Source organism: Streptomyces sp. NPDC001902 (assembly GCF_042891295.1).
Lineage (GTDB): Bacteria > Actinomycetota > Actinomycetes > Streptomycetales > Streptomycetaceae > Actinacidiphila.
Window position 1 is genome coordinate 26,769 of sequence record NZ_JBIATA010000021.1, and the last position, 15,993, is coordinate 42,761.

Consider the following 15,993-nt stretch of genomic DNA (forward strand, 5'->3'; position numbering starts at 1 on the left):
CGATGCTCGCACGCGGGTCGGACGACGACCCCCGTGCGAGCATCGGCAGCGGGTGGGGCGGGGTGGGCCGCAGGCTCAGACGACCTCGACCGCGGCGACCGCTTCCTCGGTGCTGGGCGTGGTCGGTGCCGAGCGCAGCGGGATCTCCTTGACGAAGAAGGCCAGCAGGAAGCCGATGACGCTGACCGCGGCGCCCCACAGGAAGACGTGGTGCGTGCCGCCGGCGACGGCGTGCAGGTAAGCGTCCTTGACGGCCGGGGGCAGCTTGGCCAGGCCCGCCGGGTCGAGCTGGGCGGAGCCGGACGCGGCGCCCGCGGCGGCGCCGCCGAGGCGGTCCGTCATGGTGTTCTGCACCTGGTGCGTGAAGATCGCTCCGAAGAGGGCGACGCCGAAGGAGCCGCCGATCGTCCGGAAGAGGGTGGAGGACGAGGAGCCGACGCCCATGTCCTTCATCTCGACGCTGTTCTGCGCTATCAGCATCGTGATCTGCATCAGGAAGCCCATGCCCGCGCCGAGCACGGCCATCCACACGCCGGAGACGAAGCGGGTGGTGCCGGTGTCCATCGTGGACAGCAGGTAGAGGCCGACGGTCATCAGGCCGCCGCCGACGATCGGGAAGATCTTGTACTTGCCGGTCTGGGTGGTGATCCGGCCGGCGATCAGCGAGACGACCATCATCGCCAGCAGCAGCGGCAGCAGCAGGAGCCCGGAGTTGGTCGCTGAAGCGCCCTGGACGGTCTGCTGGTACAGCGGCAGGAAGGTCATCGCGCCGAACATCACGAAGCCGACCAGGAAGCCGATCACCGAGATCAGCGAGAAGTTGCGGCTGTGGAAGATGTGCAGCGGGATGACCGGCTCGGCGACGCGGTTCTCCACGAAGAGGAAGGCGGCCAGCGCGGCCAGGCCGAGCACCAGCAGGCCCAGGATCTGCGGCGAGCCCCACGCGTACTGGTTGCCGCCCCAGGTGGTGAGCAGGACCAGCGAGGTGATGCCGATGGTGAGCAGCACCGTGCCGAGGTAGTCGATGCTGGTCTTGATCTGCTTCTTCGGCAGGTGCAGCACCGCCGAGATCATGAACAGGGCGACCACGCCCAGCGGGAGGTTGATGTAGAAGCTCCAGCGCCAGCCCCAGTTGTCGGTGATGTAGCCACCGACGAGCGGTCCGCCGATCATGGCGACCGCCATGACGCCGGCCATCATGCCCTGGTACTTGCCGCGCTCCCGCGGCGGGATGAGGTCACCGATGATCGCCATCACACCGACGATCAGACCGCCGGCGCCCAGGCCCTGCACGGCGCGGAAGGCGATCAGCTGGCCCATGTCCTGCGCCATGCCGGACAGCGCCGATCCAATCAGGAAGATCACGATCGACGACATGAAGATGCCCTTGCGGCCGTACAGGTCGCCGAGCTTGCCCCAGACGGGCGTCGATGCGGCGGTGGCCAGCGTGTACGCGGTGACCACCCACGACAGGTGCTCCAGGCCGCCCAGCTCGCCCACGATGGTGGGCATCGCGGTGCCGATGATCATGTTGTCCAGCATCGCGAGCAACATCGCGATCATGAGCCCGAACAACACCACGCGCACGCTGCGCTGCGGGGTGTCGGCGGTGTCCGCCATCACAAGCTCCCCTACTTGTTTCTTGCTTGTCTTCGGTTGCTTACCTGCCGCCCGGCTAGTTGCCTGGGGCACCCTGACAGTATGCGGCTTACTAGCCGGGCGTCAAGTAAGTTAAAGTTCGCCCATGGCAACGCCCCACGCACGCAGAGGTGATACGCGACGCCGCATCCAGGACGTCGCGCTGCAACTCTTCGCCGAGCAGGGATACGAGAAGACGTCCCTGCGCGAGATCGCCGAGCACCTGGACGTGACCAAAGCGGCGTTGTACTACCACTTCAGGACCAAGGAAGACATCCTCAACAGCATCGTCGAGGACCTCGCCTCACCGGTCGACGAGCTGATCGCCTGGGCCACGGAGCAGCCGCGCACCCTGGAGACCAAGTGCGAGGTGCTGCGCCGCTACGCGGACGCGCTGTGGAGCGCCGGACCACTGTTCCGCTTCATCCAGGAGAACCAGGCCACCGTCCGCGACCTGAGCATCGGCGAGACCTTCAAGACCAAGCTGCTCGCCGTCCACTCCCTGCTCAAGGACCCGGACGCGCCGCTGACCGACCAGGTGCGCTCGATCACCGCGGTCTTCGCGATGCACGCGGGGATGTTCGCCATGCAGAACCTCGAGGGCGACCCCGAGGACAAGCGTGCCGCCGTCCTCGAGGTCGCCCAGGAGCTGATCGCCCAGACCTACCGGGGTCAGACCGACACGCCGTGAGCCCGCAGGTAGGGCAGCGGGTTGACGGACGAGCCGTAGTACGGGGTCTTGCGGATCTCGAAGTGCAGGTGGGGTCCGGTGCTGTTGCCGGTGTTGCCGGACAGCGCGATCTGCTGGCCCTGGCCGACGTGCTGGCCGATGCGCACCTGCATCTTCGACAGGTGGCCGTACTGCGAGTACATGCCGTTGGCGTGGCGGATCACGATGTTGTTGCCGTAGGCGCCGCCCCAGCCCGCCTCGACCACGGTGCCGGCGCTCACGGCGTGGACGTTGGTGCCGATCGGCACGGCGAAGTCCTGGCCGGAGTGCTTGTGCGCCCAGCGGGCGCCGTTCTGCATGTAACCGGCGGACAGCGCGTACTTCTTGACCGGGACCGACCAGCCGCTGTTGCTGCGGGCCTGCGCCTGCGGGGCGCCCTTCTGGGCCTGCGCCACGTGGTTCTGGTGCTTGCGGTGCAGCTCGGCGCGCGCATGGCGGTCGGCCTTCACGGCCTGGGCGGCACGCTGCTGCACGTCTGCCTGCGCCCGGGTGACGTCCGCCAGCTTCCCGGCCGCGCCGAGGCCCAGCAGGCTCCCGCTCTGCGTCTCCGCCATGGCCGTCCCTGCCGCACCGAGTGCCAGCGAGGCGCAGACGCCGGCGGTGACGACGGTACGACGGCCACGGAGGAGGGAGCTCGAGATCTTGGGCATGCGCATTCGGAATTACCTCGCGGAAATAGCCGGACAAGAACATTGCGGTGCGTTCGCCGCGATCCCTTGGTAACCCGACATTCCGGCGCCGGACAAGCCCCTATGTTTACTACCGTCTTTCGTAGCCGTCACCTCGCGAGGCCCGCTGCCCCGCCTGCGGCAGGGGGCCAAGTCCCCTAAGGTGATTCGTACGTGGCCCAGGTCACGTGGGTCACGTCACCGGCCTCGGGACCAAAGGGAATTGCCTTTCGGGACCTAGGTCCCGTGGCCCGGGTCACACGGAACGGGAAATCCGGGAACATGCGGAGCGCGGAATGGGAAAACCGCGCGAACCGCACGACGGGGGGCGGGAACGTGGATCCTTCTGCCGTGGGCGTACGGCTGGCGTCGGCCGTCGTGGGACCGTTGGTCAAGAGGCTCTTCGTGACCGAGGGACCCGGCGCGGGCCTGGTGGACCGGCCGGTCCGCATCTCCTCCCGCGTCTCCTTCAGGGGCGAGAAGCGCACCCTCACCGACGCGGACCTGCGCGCCCTGGCCGCCAAGCTGGTGCGCCAGGCCCTGCGCACCGGGGAACGCCCCGTCGGCGCCGACGAGGAGACCGCCGTCGCGGACGCCCTCGCGACCTCCCTGCGGGCCCTGGGCGACCTCGACCTCACCGACCTGCAGGCCGTGGGCCTCGGGCACACCGCGTTCGCCCGCGCCCTGCGCCGTGCGGCCGGGTCCCCGGAGCGGGAGCTCAGCGCCGACGGGGCGCACTTCCACGCACGGCTGCTCGACACGGCCTGCCTGCACATCCTGCACTTCTTCACCCAGCGCTCGACCTTCGTCGCCGCCACCCTGGTCGAGCAGAGCCGGACGCTGGGCGACCTGACCGCCCGCGTCGACGAGCTCATCGCCCGCACCCCGCTGCCGGGCGGCGAGGACGCGGCCTTCGAGCGGCGCTACCTGGCGTACGTCGCGAAGAAGCACGGGAGGCTCACGATCCACGGCCTCGATCTGGCGGACACCCCGGACCGCTGGCCGCTGGCCACCGCCTACCTCAGCCTGGAGGCGGCACCGTCGGCCGGGCCCCCGCACGATGAACCTCCGCACGGTGCGCCTCCGTACGGTGGGACGGAGGGGCCCGGGGGCCCCCGCGCCGCCGACCGCGCGCTCGCCGCCCACGAGCGGGTCCTGCTGCGCGGCGAGGCCGGGTCGGGGAAGACCACGCTCGTGCAGTGGCTGGCGATCGCCTGCGCGCGCCAGGACCCGGACGAGGGCATGGCGTACCTGGAGGACCGGATCCCGTTCGTCCTCCCGCTGCGCACCCTCACCCGTCACGGCGAACGCCTGCCCGCGCCCCCCGGCTTCCTCGCCGCCTCCGGCTGCCCGCTCGCCGGTACCCAGCCCGCCGGCTGGGAGACCCGGGTCCTGACCGAGGGCCGCGGGCTGCTGCTGGTCGACGGCATCGACGAGATCCCGGACGCCGAACGCCGCCGCGCCCGGGCCTGGCTCCGCGACCTGCTCGACGCCCATCCCGGCAACCGCTGGCTGGTCACCTCCCGCCCCTCCGCCGTACGGGAGGACTGGCTGGCCGGGGAGGGCTTCACCGAGCTGGCCCTGACCCCCATGGGCCCCGCCGACGTCACCGCCTTCGTCCGCCGCTGGCACGCCGCCGCGGGGCCGGAGGCGGCCGGGTACGCCGACGGCCTGCTGCGCGCCGTGCGGGCCGAGCCGGACCTCGGCCGGCTCGCCGGCAACCCCCTGATGTGCGGCCTGATCTGCGCCCTGCACCACGACCGTCGCGGCTACCTCCCGCGGGCCAGGAAGGACCTGTACGCCGCCGCCCTGTCGATGCTGCTGGTCCGCCGGGACCGCGAACGGGAGGCGGCCGTCGTGCCGCTGCGCGAGGAGGCGCAGATCGAGCTGCTGCAGCGGCTGGCGCACTGGCTGGTCCGCAACGGCCGCACCGAGATGGACTTCGACCGGGCCGAGGCCGTCGTCGCGCGGGCGCTGCCCGCCGTCCCCGAGGCCGCCGCCCTCGGCGACGCCGCCGCCGTCCTCACCCACCTCCTCGACCGGGGCGGCGTGCTGCGCCGTCCCGCACCCGGCACGGTCGACTTCGTGCACCGCACCTTCCAGGACTACCTGGGCGCCCGCGCCGCCGTCGAGGAGGGCGACTTCGGGCTGCTCGCCGCCCACGCCGCCGACGACCGGTGGGAGGACGTCCTGCGCATGGCCGTGGCGCTCGCCCGTCCGAGCGAGCGCGTCGCGATCCTCCAGGACCTCCTCGACCGCGGTGACCTCGCCGCGGACCGGCGCACCCGGGCACGGCTCCATCTGCTCGCCGCCGCCTGCCTGGAGCACGCCACCGCCCTCGACCCGGCCGTGCGCGGGGCCGTGGAACGGCGCGCCGCCGCGCTCGTCCCGCCCGCCGACGCGGCCGAGGCCCGCGCCCTGGCGGAGGCCGGACCGCTTGTCCTGGACCTGCTCCCCGGCCCCGACGGACTCTGCGACGAGGACGCGCTCCACGTCGTGGTCACGGCCTGCCACCTGCCCTCGGACCGGGCCGCCGGCTATCTGGGCCGCTTCGCCGCGCACCCGTCCGTGCGCGTCCGCGCCCAGCTGATGTGGTCCTGGCACCGCTTCGACTGCGCCGTGTACGCGCAGGAGGTCGTCGCCCGCCTCGACCCGGACGGCCTGGACTTCACCGTCCGCTCCGCCGACCAGCTGCGCGAACTGCGCAGGCTCGCTCTGCGGCCCACCCGCCTCGACCTGCGGGGCGAACTGCCCGTGGACGAGCTGACCGGGTACGTGGCCGGGCTCGCCCTCACCGAGGTCAGGCTGAAGGACTGCGCGCTGCCCGACCTGCGCTTCCTGGCGGGCCAGCGGGGCCTGCGCAGGCTCGCGCTGCTCGGTCCGGGCACGCCCGCCGACTGGGGGTCGATCGGCGGGCTGCCCGCGCTGCGGGAGCTGGAGCTGGCCGCCCCGGCCGACGGCCGGTTCGACCTGTCACCGCTGGCGGCCCACCCCGGGCCGCTGACCGTGCGCATCCCGCTGCCGGCCGACCGTCTCGCCGGGGCCGACCGGCTGCCCGCGCACGTGACCGTCGTCCCGGTACCGGGTCAGGGACGGTAGCCGCCGCCCCCTTCCCCCCAGCCGTCCCAGCCGCCGTGGCCCCGGCCGCCGCCGTCGCAGTCCCCCTCGCAGGACTCCCCGCCGGGGGTCGGGGAACCGGTGGCCGTGGGCGTCGGGCTCGGCGGCGCCGAGGGCAGCGCGGCCACCCGGGTCGAGCCGGCGAGCAACTGCGAGCCGGTGGTGTACGCCACCGACTGGAAGCGGGGCGGGGCGACGGAGGTGTCGAAGGTCCAGCGCTGGACGGGCCGGCCGTCGCGGGGCCGCAGGACGACCTGCGCACCCGGCTCGCGGCCCTCGGGGGCGACCGCGAGCTGCTGGTTCCAGCGGGGGATGAGGTCCCCGGTCAGGGTGAGGTCGTAGCGCACGTCCTCGGCGCCGGTGACGAAGGACGCCGTGCACAGACCCAGTTCCAGCGCGGGGCCGCGGTGGGAGTTGAGGCAGTACGCGGGCTGGGCGACGCTCCGCATGAGCCCGTCCGGCTCGTACGACCAGAACTGCGTGGCACCGGAGTCGCAGCGCGCGGTGGCCGCCCCGGTGCCGATCACGGTGCGGCGGCCGGACAGGTCGATGCACAGGTCGTCGCCGTTGTTCCGGAGCCGGCCGCGGAGCCCGTCGGTGGGGACGGGGTCGGCGGTGACCGTGCCCGGCGCGGTGTCCGAGGTGGTGACCGAGGCCGAGGCGGTGGGGGACGCCGTGGCCGCGGTGGGCGCCGTACCGGAGGCACGGTCGTCGCTACCGCCGCCGGTGGTGGCGAGGCCGACCACCAGGGCGGTCACCAGCGCGCAGCCTCCGATGCCCAGCAGGGTCGCGGCGAGCCCCCGGCGGCCGCCGCTTGCGGCGCGGCGCCTGCGGCCGCCGTGGCGCCGCCCGGGAGAACCGCCGGAGCCCTCCCCGGCATCGTTGTCACGGGCCGCCCGGCGGGTGGGGCGGGAGTCGAAGTAGCCCCGCGCCTCCCAGACCAGCACCGCCTCGGCGATCAGCACGCCCAGCCGGTCCCCGGAGTGGTCGAGTTGCTCGGCCGCGTACCGGCAGTGGTCGCACCGGGCTATGTGCCGCTGCAGGTCGGGGACGAGACCGGCGCCCCCGCGGTGGATGGAGATGTCCAGCAGACGGCTGAACTGCAGGCAGGCCTCGTACGGCGCGAGGTCCCGGTGCGCCTGGACGCATGCCTCGCGGAAGCGGGTACGGGCGAGCTCCAGCTGGGCCGCCGCCCGCTCCGGGTCGATGCCCAGCAGCCCGGCCGGCACGTCGAGCGGCTCGGCGTCGACCTCGGCGTGCCAGAGCAGGCAGCGGGCGGGCTCGGGCAGCCGCATGAAGGCCCGGTTCGCCAGCCGGCGGTTCTCCGGTACCGCCAGGCGGGTGTCGGTCTGGTCGGGGCGGGGCCGCAACCGCCGGTGGAGCCAGGCGCGCCGGCGGTCGACGGCCCACTCCTCGGCGATCTTGTGGACGGTGATCAGGAGTTCGGGGCGCCAGGCCGCCGAGGGCCCGGTCAGCCGCAGGGTGTCGACGAAGACCCGGGTGAACGCGGCCGCCGCGAGGATGCCGGCGGCGTGTCCGGAGACCGTGCACAACTCCGCGTACTCGGAGACCGGCCGCCAATGGCGGGCCAGCAACTCCTCGAACGGCTGGTGCGCGCCTTCCTTTCCCAGGGACTTTCCGATCTCTCCGGACAACGCCTCGTCCGGTACGCCGAACAGCCGGCCGGGGTGCGCGGAATTCGGATGCGGGGATTCCTTCAACGAGAGTTTCCTTCCGCGTTCGCCCCGCCGGGAAAAGTACGAACCAATGCGCCGGCGCGGGACGCAGCTACGTGGGGGGAGGTGAGGCCGGGGCGCCGGTGAAGGGGCAAGGTGGCCTCTCCTCACTCTCGGCTGATCTTTTCGAATGCCTGCCGGAATGACGGCACGACACCGGCCGGAGCACGGAGAAGGAGGAGTCCGTGCTGAACATCGCTCACCTTTCCACAAATGCAACCGGCGCAACAAGGGTGGGTTCATGGGGAACACAAAACGCAACGACCCCGCCCGCACTAATGTGCGGACGGGGTCGGATCGCTGTGCGATTACTTGCGGTTACGCTTCCTTGCTGAGGTTCGGCCCGCCGGCCGCCTCGACCGGAGGCGCGTCGGCGACGGCGACCTTCTCCTCACCCCGGAAGGTGAACTTGATGTTCTCGCCCTCGCCCTCGGTGCCCACGACCACGATGTGACCGGTGCGCAGCTCGCCGAAGAGGATCTTCTCGGAGAGCACGTCCTCGATCTCGCGCTGGATCGTCCGGCGCAGCGGCCGGGCGCCCAGCACGGGGTCGTAGCCACGCTTGGCGAGCAGCGACTTGGCCTCGGGGCTGAGCTCGATGCCCATGTCCTTGTCCCTGAGGCGCTCGTCCACCCGGGCGATCATGAGGTCGACGATCTGGATGATGTCTTCCTCGCTGAGCTGGTGGAAGACCACGATGTCGTCGACACGGTTCAGGAACTCGGGGCGGAAGTGCTGCTTGAGCTCCTCGCCGACCTTGGCCTTCATCCGCTCGTACCCGGTCTTGACGTCACCCGCGGCCGCGAAGCCGAGGTTGAAGCCCTTGGAGATGTCCCGGGTGCCGAGGTTGGTGGTCATGATGATGACCGTGTTCTTGAAGTCCACGACCCGGCCCTGGGAGTCGGTCAGGCGACCGTCCTCCAGGATCTGCAGCAGGCTGTTGAAGATGTCCGGGTGGGCCTTCTCGACCTCGTCGAAGAGGACGACCGAGAACGGCTTGCGGCGCACCTTCTCGGTGAGCTGGCCGCCCTCCTCGTAGCCGACGTATCCGGGCGGGGAGCCGAACAGCCGCGAGACGGTGTGCTTCTCGCTGAACTCGGACATGTCGAGCTGGATCAGTGCGTCCTCGTCGCCGAAGAGGAACTCGGCGAGCGTCTTGGAGAGCTCGGTCTTACCGACACCGGACGGGCCGGCGAAGATGAACGATCCACCGGGGCGCTTGGGGTCCTTCAGACCGGCCCGCGTACGGCGGATGGCCTGCGAGAGGGCCTTGATCGCGTCCTTCTGGCCGATGACGCGCTTGTGCAGCTCGTCCTCCATGCGCAGCAGACGCGAGGACTCCTCCTCGGTGAGCTTGAAGACCGGGATGCCCGTGGCGGTGGCCAGGACCTCGGCGATCAGCTCCTCGTCGACCTCGGCGACGACGTCCATGTCGCCGGCCTTCCACTCCTTCTCCCGCTTGGTCTTCGCGGAGAGCAGCTGCTTCTCCTTGTCGCGGAGGGAAGCGGCCTTCTCGAAGTCCTGCGAGTCGATCGCGGACTCCTTCTCCCGGCGCACGTCGGCGATCTTCTCGTCGAACTCGCGCAGGTCCGGCGGAGCGGTCATCCGGCGGATGCGCATCCGGGAACCGGCCTCGTCGATCAGGTCGATCGCCTTGTCCGGCAGGAAGCGGTCCGAGATGTAGCGGTCGGCGAGGGTCGCCGCGGCCACCAGGGCGGCGTCCGTGATGGACACGCGGTGGTGGGCCTCGTAGCGGTCCCGCAGGCCCTTGAGGATCTCGATGGTGTGCGGCAGCGACGGCTCCGCGACCTGGATGGGCTGGAAGCGGCGTTCCAGGGCCGCGTCCTTCTCCAGGTGCTTGCGGTACTCGTCGAGCGTGGTGGCGCCGATGGTCTGCAGCTCACCGCGGGCGAGCATCGGCTTGAGGATCGAGGCGGCGTCGATCGCGCCCTCGGCGGCGCCCGCACCCACCAGGGTGTGGAGCTCGTCGATGAACAGGATGATGTCGCCGCGGGTGCGGATCTCCTTGAGCACCTTCTTCAGGCGCTCCTCGAAGTCACCGCGGTACCGGGAGCCGGCCACCAGGGCGCCGAGGTCCAGGGTGTAGAGCTGCTTGTCCTTCAGCGTCTCCGGGACCTCGCCCTTGACGATGGCCTGGGCCAGGCCCTCGACGACGGCGGTCTTGCCGACGCCGGGCTCGCCGATGAGGACGGGGTTGTTCTTGGTGCGGCGCGACAGCACCTGCATCACGCGCTCGATCTCCTTCTCGCGCCCGATGACCGGGTCGAGCTTGGTCTCACGAGCGGCCTGCGTGAGGTTGCGGCCGAACTGGTCCAGGACGAGCGAGGTCGAGGGGGTGCCCTCGGCCGGACCGCCTGCGGTGGCGGCCTCCTTGCCCTGGTAGCCGGAGAGCAGCTGGATGACCTGCTGCCGCACCCGGTTGAGATCGGCGCCCAGCTTCACGAGGACCTGGGCCGCGACGCCCTCGCCCTCGCGGATCAGGCCGAGCAGGATGTGCTCGGTGCCGATGTAGTTGTGGCCGAGCTGGAGGGCCTCGCGGAGCGACAGCTCCAGGACCTTCTTGGCCCGGGGGGTGAAGGGGATGTGGCCGGACGGGGCCTGCTGCCCCTGTCCGATGATCTCCTCAACCTGCTGGCGGACCGCCTCGAGCGAAATCCCGAGGCTCTCCAGGGCCTTAGCGGCGACACCCTCACCCTCGTGGATAAGGCCCAGGAGGATGTGCTCGGTGCCGATGTAGTTGTGGTTGAGCATCCGGGCTTCTTCCTGAGCCAGGACGACAACCCGCCGCGCGCGGTCGGTGAACCTCTCGAACATCGTTAATCGCTCCTCAGAGCGGTCGGGCAGTTAGGGGCGTGTCCCCTCCCTGTCCTTCCGCATGCTAGTCCCGCACAGCGGGGCAGCTCACTTCAACCGTCGACACCTTGCGAGGTCGTTAACCCCCGCGCCGTCGACAACAGCCTCAACCCGATGGTGCGAGACGATGTTCCCGCAGGCCAGGCGGATAGCCCTTTATCCAGTACGCCGAGGGCGAACGCCCCGCCTGTCCGACATGGCCGTCGTCCGTTCCCACTAGGTATTTCTTACCCGCCCGCACGGACAGTCCATGCCGGGAGCACGCCCGCTGTCTGCTATAGGCGAACAGGCTTGCGTCCTGGGGATTCACGGAGGGTGACGGGAACCGGCCGGCCGGGCACTCCCGGTGACCCGCCTCGTAACCCGGGACCCCCGGGGAGCGTTGCGCAGGGCATGCAGGCCTCACGGGTCCCGGCGACCCTGGAACACGCGGACGCCCTCGACGTCCCCGCGGAGGCGGGGCACGAGGTGCTCGGCCGCTTCCCGGCGCCCCGGACGGGACCGGTCGCCCTGGCGGGGTACCGGATGCGCTTCTTCGTCGCCCCGGGCAGCGCCGAGGAACTGCCCGGCCTGCTGGACTGGCTGGAGTGGAGCGGCATCCCGCTCGACCTCGTACCGCTGTGCGGGCGGGAGGCCGCCTACGACGACGGCGCGCAGGCCTGGCTCCGGCCGCCCGTTCCGGACGGCGGGCGCCACGCCGGCGCGCCGTTCTCCCTGCCCGCCATGACGCTCGGCACGCAGCCCAACCCCGCGGCGGACGGACGCTCCGGAGGGACCGTGGGCCTGACGGCCCTGGTCTCCGCGCTCGCGACCGCCTGCCACCGGGTCCGGCTGCGTGTCGCCCGGACCGATCAGCCGTGCGCCTTCTCGTACGCCTCGCGGATCTGCGCGGGGACACGGCCGCGGTCGTTGACCTCGTAACCCTCTTCCTTGGCCCACGCGCGGATCTTCGCGGTGTCCTGGCTCGCGGCGCCCCCGCGGGAGGCGCCCTTCGCGGCGCGGCCCCGGCCGGCGCGGCCACCGGTACGGCGGCCGTTGTCCACGTACGGGCCGAGGAGACCACGCAGCTTGTCGGCGTTGTCGGTGGTGAGGTCGATCTCGTACGTCACTCCGTCGAGTGCGAACGTCACGGTCTCATCCGCCTCGCCGCCGTCGAGGTCGTCAACAAGAAGGACCTGAACCTTCTGTGCCACCGGCTTCCCTTTCATCGAATACGGATAACCGGTAAAAGCAAACCGCCTTTTCCCGGAAAACTCAAACCCCTTGCCCGAACTGCTCCCGGCCGGCCACCATCCCCGCGGTCTTCCGCGGGAACGTTTCGGACATACTGTTGTGCCGGACGGACGCCGTGGGCAGCCTCACAGATGCAACAGCATCCGGCTGTTGCCCAAGGTGTTCGGTTTCACTCGTTCGAGGTCGAGGAACTCGGCCACGCCCTCGTCCTTTGACCGCAGCAGCTCACCGAAGACATCACCGTCGACCGGCGTCTCGCCGATCTCCACGAAGCCGTGCTTCGCGAAGAAGTCCACTTCGAAGGTGAGGCAGAAAATTCGCCGCACTCCCAGCCACCGCGCGGTCTGCAGCAGCTTCTCCAGCACGAGATGCCCGACGCCCTTGCCGTGCTGCGCCGGATCGACCGCGAGGGTGCGCACCTCGGCGAGGTCCTCCCACATCACGTGCAATGCGCCGCAGGCCACCACCTCGGCGTCCTGGTCGTGTTCGGCCACCCAGAACTCCTGGATGTCCTCGTAAAGCGTCACCGTCGGCTTGTCGAGCAGGATGCGGTCGCGGACATAGGCGTCGAGCAGTCGCCGGACAGCCGGCACGTCGGCCGTCCTGGCCCGGCGGATGGTGACGTCATTTGATGCGGCGCGCATGTGCGGACGCTATCGCCCGTCCGATCCGCCCGTCTCCCCGGGGTCACCCGGATCAGCGGATTGCACCACCCGCATTGCGTCACGGAGGGCTTCTCGCTGTTCCGCCGACATCATGCCGAAGAAGGCGACAAGGGCCGCCGCGGGGTTGTCACTGGCGGCCCACGCCTCGTGCATGAGTGCCGCCGAGTAAGCGGCCCGAGTGGAAACCGCCTCATAGCGATAGGCGCGTCCTTCGGCTTCCCGCCGGAGCCAGCCCTTCTGATGAAGGTTGTCCATTACGGTCATGACCGTCGTGTACGCGATCGAGCGCTCCCGGCGGAGATCCTCCAGCACCTCGCGCACCGTCACCGGGCGGTTCCAGCGCCACACCCGGCTCATCACGGCGTCTTCGAGGTCTCCCAATGGACGGGGCACACCCGAATACTAGTTGCTTACGGGCGCAATGCCCGGAATGCCGGAAATCCCGAGGTCATACCCGGGGCTTCTCGATGCCGCCCGACCGCTGGGCCGGGGGCTGCGCGCCGGACAGCGCGGCGTCGACCACCGCGTCCTCCTTGGCCTTGTTGACCCCGCCCTGGCTCCTGATCAGCGTCCGGATGAGGAAGGTGAACGCGATGGCCATCACGGTGGGGGGCACGAGCGCGGAGACGTAGTCCATGGCACCAGGGTAGCCACGCCCCCTGGCGCGCCCCGCGGCGGACCACCACCGCGGGACGTGTCCCCCGGTCGGGCGAAGCCGTGGCCCCGGCCCGCGTCGTCGCGGGCCGGGGCCACGGCTTCGTCACCGAGGGGCGGCTACGCGCCCGTACGCGCCCTGCGGCGGACCGCCGCCACCAGGAGGGCACCCAGGACGGCGCAGGCCGCAGAGCCGGCCGCCAGGGGACGTACGGGCCCCGCGCCGGTGGCGGCGAGGGAGCCCGTCCCGCCGGCCGGAACCACGCCGGAACCACCCGAGGTGCTCCCGCCGGGGCCGGACGGCGCCTTGGCCGTGACCGTGAGGACGCCCGCGTTGTTCTTCTGGCCCTTGCGGTCGACGCCGTAGTCCGAGGCCGCGAAGACCAGGCCGGTGGCCCCGTCCAGTGCCCGGTCCGCAACCAGGGTGAAGGAGAAGGTCTGGGAGGTGCCGGGCTCGATCGAGTGCCGGGTGTGGCAGTAGTAGATCGTCCCGGTCGGCACGGGCGCGACGTCCTGCGGGTCGTCGCCGAAGGTGACGCCGCCCGGGTAGTCGTCCCAGTCCGCGTTCGTGGTCAGCTTGCAGGCGCCGTCGCGCGCCGTGACCCGCACCCCGCGGGGGATCTCCACCGCGACCCAGGTGGCCGGCCCGGTCCCGCTGGTGCCGCGTGCCCGCGCGGCCTCGTCGCCCTCGTTGCGCAGGCCCACGACGGCCTTCGTCCGGTCGCCGACCGTCGCCCGGACCGTGTCCCCGATCGCGACCAGGTCCGCCCCGCGGTGGCCGGGGGCCGGGCCCTCGGGGTCGTACATCTTGATGTTCAGGCCGCCGAGGTTGTCGGTGTAGTCGACGTCCCAGCCCTCCTGCGCGGCGGACTTCCGGGCCGCCGTCCCGGGACCGCGCGTGTCCTCGGCCGCCGGGGCGGACGTCTTGCGGACGAGGGTGAGCGGGGCCCCGGTGCCGGGGGTGCCGAGCTGTGCGTCGTCGTCGAGGTTTCCGCCGATCAGGTCGGCCTGGTAGCCCACCCTGCCGTCGGCGGCGCCGGACTCGACCTCGATCTTCAGCGGCTTCGCGAGCTCCCACACCTCGCCCGGGGCGATGTCGGTGGCGAAGTGGCAGACGAAGGCGTCCTCCGGCTGGCCCACCGGGGCGTGGCGGCAGTTGCCGAAGTCGTCCGCCATCACCAGGCCCGTGCCGAAGGAGCGGGTGAGATTGGTCCGCACCAGGACGGAGACGCCGCCGCGGGTGGGCCGGTCACCGACGTTGGCGATGACGACCGGCAGGTCGAGGGTGTCGCCGGGCCGTACGTCGGAGACGGTGGACGACTTCGGCACGACGAGGTCCGGGCCGCTGCCGACCGTGATCCGGGTGGCGGTCATGCTGTCGGGATCCGGCCTGGCGTCCTTCGCGCTCACCGAGTAGCGCAGCGTCGCGGCGTCGTCGGTCCTGGAGCCGGAGGCGGCCCGCATCCTCACGGGTATCGCGGTGCCGGTGTGGTCGACCGTGCCCAGGGAGCAGGTGGCCGTGGTGCCCGAGGTGGCGCACAGGTGCGCGGGGAGCGCCACGTCCACGACGCCGGCCAGGGCGGCGAGGTCCATGGTGACGACGACCTCGTGGGCGGGCTCCGGCACCTGCCCGTCGTCGAAGCGCTGGACCAGGGCGGTGATCTCGAACGTCTTGTACGCGGTGCTCGTCGCCGCCACCCCGACGTCGCCGGGTGCGGTCAGGTGCAGTTCGGCTCTGAGGGGCGCGGCCGAGGCCGCGCCCGCGATGACGGCGGATCCCGCCGTCGCGGTCATGACGACGGCCGCGGTGCACACCGCGAGCCGGGTGAGTCTCATGCCGGGTTCCCCCTGAGGAAGTCGACGGTCAGGTGGCGCACCCGCGAACGCACGGGAGACGTCACGGGAAGGACCCGTGACGTCTCCGGAAGGTTGTGCGGTGACCCGGTGTCAACCCGTGGCCCGCTCCTCGGGGGGCGGCGGCGTGCGGCGGCGCGGCGGGAAGATCTCGGCCGGCGTGGGCACCTTGCGCTTCTCCTCACCGGGGTCCGGCGCGGCCGGCTCGGCGGGGGGCGTCTTCGGCTCGGGCTTGGGGCCCGGCTTGGGATCGTCGGAGGCCGCCCGCCCGCCCGGCAGCGCGCGCAGCCGGGCCCTGCCGGTGGAGGGCGTGCCGCAGGGTTGCGAGGGAGCGGGGATGCGCGCCTCCAGGCGGGCGCGCACGTCGAGCTCCGCCAGGTGCTCGCAGCGGCGCAGCACGGCCCGCCTGCGGTGCGCCTCGGCGTCCGTGCACGGCGCGTCGTGCAGTCGGCGCAGCGCGGCGAGGTCGTCCGGCAGGGGCACGTAACCGGTGTCGAGCGCGCCCGTCAGCCGCTCGAGGTAGCCGGCGGCGCTGCCCGGCAGCGCCGCCCGGTACCGGGCGAGCTCCGCGAGCTGGAAGGTCCGCAGCCGCCCGCCCTCGCGGGCCGCCTCGTCGATGTCCTCGGCGAGGCGCAGATAGTCCCTGACCTCGTCGGGGGTGGGGATCATGGTGCTGGACTGGAGGGCCGCTGAGAGGGCGCGCCGGAGCACGCGCAGTTCATCCGCGCTGAACGCCATTCCGCCTCGGGACCCGTGTGGCGTGGGCATGGTCTGACTTTACGTACTAAGCGAACAAAATACGCGTAACCAGATATGGCCGGGCG

The 15,993-nt window shown here is 71.5% G+C and carries 13 protein-coding genes; 3 read left to right on the forward strand and 10 right to left on the reverse strand.

Translation table 11 applies throughout. From position 1 onward, the window contains the following. Positions 1–75 precede the first annotated feature (75 nt). Positions 76–1,620: an MDR family MFS transporter gene (locus ACFYYN_RS29110; RefSeq protein WP_500548121.1), complete on the reverse strand. Its 1,545-nt coding sequence runs from the start codon at positions 1,618–1,620 to the stop codon at positions 76–78. A gap of 124 nt (positions 1,621–1,744) precedes the next feature. On the opposite strand from ACFYYN_RS29110, the gene ACFYYN_RS29115 reads away from it, so the two are divergent. Continuing rightward, positions 1,745–2,329, forward strand: a complete 585-nt coding sequence (locus ACFYYN_RS29115) for a TetR/AcrR family transcriptional regulator (protein WP_500330184.1) — start codon at positions 1,745–1,747, stop codon at positions 2,327–2,329. Here ACFYYN_RS29115 and ACFYYN_RS29120 read toward each other — a convergent pair. Next, on the reverse strand, positions 2,311–3,024 hold the full coding sequence (locus ACFYYN_RS29120) for a M23 family metallopeptidase (RefSeq protein ID WP_500548122.1): 714 nt from the start codon (positions 3,022–3,024) through the stop codon (positions 2,311–2,313). The genes ACFYYN_RS29115 and ACFYYN_RS29120 overlap by 19 nt on opposite strands. A gap of 348 nt (positions 3,025–3,372) precedes the next feature. On the opposite strand from ACFYYN_RS29120, the gene ACFYYN_RS29125 reads away from it, so the two are divergent. Next, positions 3,373–6,135, forward strand: a complete 2,763-nt coding sequence (locus tag ACFYYN_RS29125; RefSeq protein ID WP_500548123.1) for an NACHT domain-containing protein — start codon at positions 3,373–3,375, stop codon at positions 6,133–6,135. Here ACFYYN_RS29125 and ACFYYN_RS29130 read toward each other — a convergent pair. Next, positions 6,123–7,874, reverse strand: a complete 1,752-nt coding sequence (locus ACFYYN_RS29130) for a ricin-type beta-trefoil lectin domain protein (RefSeq protein WP_500548124.1) — start codon at positions 7,872–7,874, stop codon at positions 6,123–6,125. The genes ACFYYN_RS29125 and ACFYYN_RS29130 overlap by 13 nt on opposite strands. 333 nt (positions 7,875–8,207) lie before the next feature. Next, positions 8,208–10,724 carry an ATP-dependent Clp protease ATP-binding subunit gene (locus ACFYYN_RS29135; RefSeq protein ID WP_499513226.1) on the reverse strand — a complete coding sequence of 839 codons (2,517 nt, stop codon included), beginning with the start codon at positions 10,722–10,724 and terminating at the stop codon, positions 8,208–8,210. A gap of 432 nt (positions 10,725–11,156) precedes the next feature. Here ACFYYN_RS29135 and ACFYYN_RS29140 point away from each other — a divergent pair, with 432 nt between their 5' ends. Further along, complete coding sequence (locus ACFYYN_RS29140; RefSeq protein WP_499513225.1) at positions 11,157–11,684, forward strand: SCO3374 family protein; 528 nt, start codon at positions 11,157–11,159, stop codon at positions 11,682–11,684. On the opposite strand, the gene ACFYYN_RS29145 is transcribed toward ACFYYN_RS29140, so the two are convergent. The 6 genes from ACFYYN_RS29145 to ACFYYN_RS29170 form a co-directional block, all read right to left on the reverse strand. Further along, on the reverse strand, positions 11,615–11,956 hold the full coding sequence (locus tag ACFYYN_RS29145) for a histone-like nucleoid-structuring protein Lsr2 (RefSeq protein WP_499513224.1): 342 nt from the start codon (positions 11,954–11,956) through the stop codon (positions 11,615–11,617). The genes ACFYYN_RS29140 and ACFYYN_RS29145 overlap by 70 nt on opposite strands. A 165-nt stretch (positions 11,957–12,121) precedes the next feature. Next, positions 12,122–12,640 carry an amino-acid N-acetyltransferase gene (locus tag ACFYYN_RS29150; RefSeq protein WP_431962047.1) on the reverse strand — a complete coding sequence of 173 codons (519 nt, stop codon included), beginning with the start codon at positions 12,638–12,640 and terminating at the stop codon, positions 12,122–12,124. A gap of 9 nt (positions 12,641–12,649) precedes the next feature. Beyond that, positions 12,650–13,054 (reverse strand): BlaI/MecI/CopY family transcriptional regulator, encoded by a 405-nt coding sequence (locus tag ACFYYN_RS29155; RefSeq protein ID WP_499513223.1) that lies wholly within the window; start codon positions 13,052–13,054, stop codon positions 12,650–12,652. Positions 13,055–13,109: 55 nt separating this feature from the next. After that, on the reverse strand, positions 13,110–13,298 hold the full coding sequence (locus ACFYYN_RS29160; protein ID WP_500367481.1) for a hypothetical protein: 189 nt from the start codon (positions 13,296–13,298) through the stop codon (positions 13,110–13,112). A 137-nt stretch (positions 13,299–13,435) separates the two neighbouring features. Next, positions 13,436–15,151: a hypothetical protein gene (locus ACFYYN_RS29165; RefSeq protein WP_500548125.1), complete on the reverse strand. Its 1,716-nt coding sequence runs from the start codon at positions 15,149–15,151 to the stop codon at positions 13,436–13,438. 111 nt (positions 15,152–15,262) lie between these two features. Then, positions 15,263–15,937, reverse strand: coding sequence for a hypothetical protein (locus ACFYYN_RS29170; protein ID WP_499513220.1), 675 nt, complete (start codon positions 15,935–15,937; stop codon positions 15,263–15,265). Between the last annotated feature and the right edge of the window lie 56 nt (positions 15,938–15,993).